This window comes from Chamaesiphon sp. VAR_69_metabat_338 (genome assembly GCF_031423935.1).
In the GTDB taxonomy this organism is placed as follows: Bacteria; Cyanobacteriota; Cyanobacteriia; order Cyanobacteriales; family Chamaesiphonaceae; genus Chamaesiphon.
On sequence record NZ_JANPGM010000401.1, the window covers coordinates 1 to 5,100 of the forward strand.

General features: G+C 44.5%; 3 protein-coding genes and 1 pseudogene. 2 read left to right on the top strand and 2 right to left on the bottom strand.

From position 1 onward, the window contains the following. Nucleotides 1–160: 160 nt before the first annotated feature. A complete protein-coding gene (locus tag RMO84_RS11170) occupies nt 161–754 on the bottom strand; it encodes a recombinase family protein (protein WP_310488539.1) in 594 nt (197 codons plus the stop codon). Between the two features lie 153 nt (nt 755–907). Here RMO84_RS11170 and RMO84_RS11175 point away from each other — a divergent pair, with 153 nt between their 5' ends. Further along, nucleotides 908–4,003, top strand: a complete 3,096-nt coding sequence (locus RMO84_RS11175; protein WP_310488540.1) for a Tn3 family transposase — start codon at nt 908–910, stop codon at nt 4,001–4,003. Between the two features lie 54 nt (nt 4,004–4,057). On the opposite strand, the pseudogene RMO84_RS11180 reads toward RMO84_RS11175, so the two are convergent. Beyond that, a pseudogene (locus RMO84_RS11180) lies at nt 4,058–4,627 on the bottom strand (Rieske 2Fe-2S domain-containing protein); the annotation flags it as partial. A gap of 39 nt (nt 4,628–4,666) precedes the next feature. On the opposite strand from RMO84_RS11180, the gene RMO84_RS11185 reads away from it, so the two are divergent. Next, the coding region (locus RMO84_RS11185; protein WP_310488542.1) for a helix-turn-helix domain-containing protein at nt 4,667–5,100 on the top strand (434 nt) is incomplete at its 3' end.

A 5,100-nucleotide genomic window follows, 5' to 3' on the forward strand; every position in this document is an offset into this window, starting at 1 on the left:
AAGCAATCTCTTCTGTCAGAATAATACTGTATTTTCAGGGGTGATGGCAATCGTGTAATTACGGTCTATTTAGGGGGTGAGGTAATCTGTTGAGTACCGTAGCTACTAGGCTAAAATAGCCCAACGCGCCAAAAATGTACAAGTACATTTCAAACCCTTGCTAGTCATGCTTTTGAGCTAGGTAAGCAAAGAACACTCGCCGCCCTACACCTGCGGCTCTACAAACCTCAGCGGCTGTCTTCCCAGAATTCTGATACAAAATCCTCGCATTCTCCAGCTTGGCCACATCGGTTCGGGGTCTTCCACCCGTTCTACCTCTGGCTTTGGCGGAAACTCTTCCGGCTGAAGCTCTTTCGGCACGTAATTCTCGTTCCATCTGGTGGATCGCTCCCATCATCGACAGAAAACAACGACCTGTAGCTGTCGTGGTATCGATACTCTCTCGTAATGAGAACAAATTAATCTGACGTTGTTCTAAAATCTTCGCCGTCTCAAGTAGATGGAGTAACGAACGGGTCATCCGACTTAATTCAGTCACCACTAAAATATCACCTGGACGAATATATTCGAGCAGCTCCGCCCATCCAGGTCGATCCATTCGCGAACCAGTTAACTTGTCAGTAAAGATTTTCAGACAGCCAGCTTGCTTCAAAGCATCGATCTGCGAATCAAGATTTTGACCGATGCTGCTGACACGAGCATAGCCAATCCGATTGGGAACAGTTTTCGGTTCGATGGGCGTTGAAGTATCCACAGTGCAAAATCTTGACTTATATACAAGATATCCGCACGATGATTATGGCAAAAGTTTTAGCACTAAAAATTAACGTAAACTCGTTGAGTCACATTAAGTAAGTCAAGAGTGCGGAAAGTGTACTTTCTGCACTCCCACTAATGCCCCGATTACATGAGCAACAATTCACGTCGTCTAGCGATCCTCTCAGCCAAAGAAGTCGATGACCTATATGGATTACCACATTTCACCGAAGATGAACGGCATCTTTATTTCGATTTGAGTACAGCAGAACGCGAAGTGGTAGCAGCAGTTCGGACTGTATCGGTCGCAGTGCATTTAACCTTGCAGCTTGGATACTTTAAGGCAAAGCGACAGTTCTTTAGTTATCAACAAGATGCTGTGATTGAAGATCTAAACTACATCCTGAAACAAAACTTTCCAGGTCAGAGGTTGGCATCAATTAAGTTGCCCTTCAGACATACCCGCAGCGAACAGCAGCAGACAATTCTCCAACTATTCAACTATCGGCTGTGTGACAGTGATGCAAAAGTCGAACTGGAGTCAAAAGCCCGAAGGGTTGCCATGTTATCGATTCAGCCCATTTATATCTTGCGCGAACTAATCCAACACTTAACTGGGCAACGTGTCGTTGCACCTAGCTATCGATTCCTTCAAGAGATGATTGGTAGAGTAGTCACAGGCGAACGTACTCGGATTACGAAACTACTCACCAAAGCCCTCACGCCAACGGTAGAAAGTCAGTTGAAAAACCTGCTGGAAGCCGAAGAAGGTGTCTATGGAATCAACTTACTCAAGCATGAACCAAAGGATTTCAGTTACAAGGAACTGCGGCATGAAGTGGATCGCCGCAAGTACTTCCAGCCATTACATGAATTTGCTCAAACATTTTTAGCAACAACAGGCATTTCCAATGAGAGTGGCAAATATTACGCGGGATTAGTCAAGTTTTATACGGCTTACAAGCTGCGGCGGATGTCCGTAGCGACAGTCCGGTTGTATTTGTTGTGTTTTGCCTATCATCGGTTTCGCCAGATTAATGACAATCTGATTGAAGCTTTTGTCCATTTGGTTAACCAATACGAAAAACAAGCCAAACGAGGCGCGGAACAGGCGATGCAACAAGCATTGACAGATGCGGCAAATAACCTCCAAGCGGCTGGTCAAATCCTCAATCTATTTGTGGATGAATCGATTACTGACGATGTAGCATTTTCAGTAGTTAAAGCAAAAGCATTTTCCATCCTCGACCCTGCCAGTTTTCTAGCGGTGTCAGACTACATGCGTAATATTAAGTTTGACAAAACTGGGTTTGAGTGGTCGGCTTATTCTAAGCTTTCAGCCACCTTCAAGCGCAATCTCCGTCAACTGTTCGCCGATCTCACATTCGCTAGTCGAGTAGAGAATGCACCACTGTTAGCAGCAGTTGTTTTCTTGCAGACCTTGCTTCAACAAGGAAAATCACCCAGACAAACAGATCCGGCTACTTTTCCAGTGGCAGTTATACCCAAGAGTTTACAACGTTATTTGTATCCAACAGCCACAGCAGATGGCAAGGAGAAGATCTTAGAGATCGATCGTTATGAATTTCTGATTTACCGTTTGCTACGCAACGCGCTCTCTTCTGGTGACGTGTTTGTACGGGACAGTAATGAGTTTCGCTGTTTTGAAGATGACTTAATTGGCGATGAGCGTTGGCGGCATAAAAATAAGTTGTTGGAGGAGATTGGTGCGCCGATATTAATAGCTCCAATTCAAGAGACCCTGGCAGCATTCGAGCGAGCATTAGAAACTAAATTTAAGGTTGTCAATCAGCGGATAACTGATGGTCTTAATCAGCATATTAAAGTTACTAGTACTGCCGACAAGTCTCGGTGGAAACTAATTTATCCGAGTGCAGAGGAACCAGTTAACAGCCAGTTCTATAGTCAGTTACCTGGAATTGGGATTGCTGACTTATTGTGGTTTGTGTCGGCAAATACCGGATTTTTAAGTACCTTCACTCACGTTCTCGATCGTTATGTGAAACAAGACCCAGATCCGAGTGAAATTTTAGCCTGTATTGTGGGAATGGGCACCAATATGGGGCTAGGGAGAATGGCGGAGGTATCGGGATTGAGTCACTCATCAATGATGACGACAGCACGTAATTATCTGCGACTAGAAACGCTCCATGCTGCTAATGATGCCATCACAAATGCGATTGCGACTCTACCAGCGTTTCACCTTTACGATATTCAAGATGTCATCCACTCCAGTAGCGATGGACAAAGGATGGAGACACAGATCGATACTATCAATGCCCGATATTCACCCAAATATTTCGGTCTTCAGAAAGGTGTAAGTGCTTACACGTTAGTGGCTAATCATGTACCAATTAACGCCAAGATTATTGGGACTCACGAGCATGAAAGCCACTATGTCTTCGATCTGCTTCACAACAATACTTCGGATATTAAACCGGAGCGACATTCTACCGATACGCATGGCACCAATCAGATAAATTTCTGGATCTTGCACGCATTTGGCTATCACTTTGCACCCCGTTATCGGGATTTACACAAGAAAATGGGTGCATTGGTCGGAGCCAGACACCCAAATGACTACAGTGATTTTTTAATAAAACCCGTTCGCAAGATCTACCAGGAGTTAATCGAACAAGAATGGCCAAATATTCAACGGATTATGGCTTCGTTGGCGCAGAAGGATGTGACACAGGCGACGATTGTGAGAAAGCTGGCTAGCTATGAACGACAGAACCAAACTAAAAAGGCTTTATGGGAGTTAGAAAATATCTGTCGGACGTTGTATATCCTGGACTTTATCGATGATGTGACTTTACGACAGACTGTGCAAAAGGCACTCAATCGTGGCGAAGCTTATCATCGGTTTCGACGGGCGGTAGCTTATGTCAATGGTGGGAAGTTTCGAGTGAAAACTGAGGGCGAACAACAGATCTGGAATGAATGTTCGCGGCTGATTTCTAATGCGGTCATTTACTACAATACGTTGCTGTTATCGCGGGTTTACGAGCAGAAACAGGCGGCTGACGACCAAGAGGCACTAGCGATTATTAAAGACATTTCTCCCGTAGCATGGCAGCATATCAATCTGTTTGGGACATTTGAGTTCAGTCCATCTACATCACAGGTCGATATTGATGCTTTGGTTGTTCGCTATGCTGACCCGACTTACTGGCATCAAGCGATTCAAGATGAAGCCGAATCTAATCTTGGCTCAAAGCCATGACTAGCAAGGGTTTGAAATGTACTTGTACATTTTTGGCGCGTTGGGCTATTTTAGCCAAGCATGGGAATGATGTCCATCATCGATGAATTTATCGAATTGCACTTCCTTGATTTTAAACATCTCTCGATGAGTGCCATTCTGATGATTGTAGTCGTGCATATTTAATAGCATCGATCGTAAATCAGTCTCAACGCTACAATCTGCGGTATGTCCGACTAATTCGTAATTAGCCGCAATTTGATTCAGAATATTTGGGATGGGTATTTTTGGCTCATGCCCACCATAAGACCAAATAAAATCACCTTGAATAATTAATTCTAGCTGGGCTAATTGCGGTAAAGTTTGCTTATTTGAACCAGGCAGAATCGTACAACCTTTAGCATCAAACTCTAGCGCGTGAAAGGGACAAACTACTCGACTCGTGCCATCTGGTTTCGCTTCACACCAACCTTCAGACAGCATCGCTCCCATGTGAGGGCAGGTATTTTCGAGGGCACTAATATTTCCTCCCGCATCTTTCCAAAGTACATAATCATTACCATAGAGCGATACCTTAAAGGGTTTGTTGACTGCTAGCATGGATTTGTGAGCTAGAAGCCAGGGTGCGCCTTGGAGCATATTCATGGGTGAGCGAATAGTTGAATAAATCGATATGGCAATTTTATGAATAAATCCTCACAAATGTCAAGTGCTAATTCCTTACGGCGTCAACCCAAACAACAACGCGGGCAACAACGGGTAGCCAAAATTCTGACAGCAGCAGCAGAAGTCTTTGCTCAAGTAGGTTATACCGCCGCCACGACGCAACAAATAGCCGATCGAGCCAATACCGCCGTCGGATCGATTTATCAGTTCTTCCCTGACAAATTAGCGATTTTCCATGCCTTAGAAGCCGAACACATGCAGCAAGTCGCGATCGTTAATGCTCAGCTAATTGCCAAAGATCTGCGTCGTCCGCTCGTCCAAACGATCGGGGATATCGTTGATGCTCATGCCCAGTATTTCGAGCATCCGATCCCTAGGATTGTTTATTTACAGTACTTTCTCAACCAAATCCCCGGACTGTTTATCTTATTTGACGAAAATTTCGATCGGAT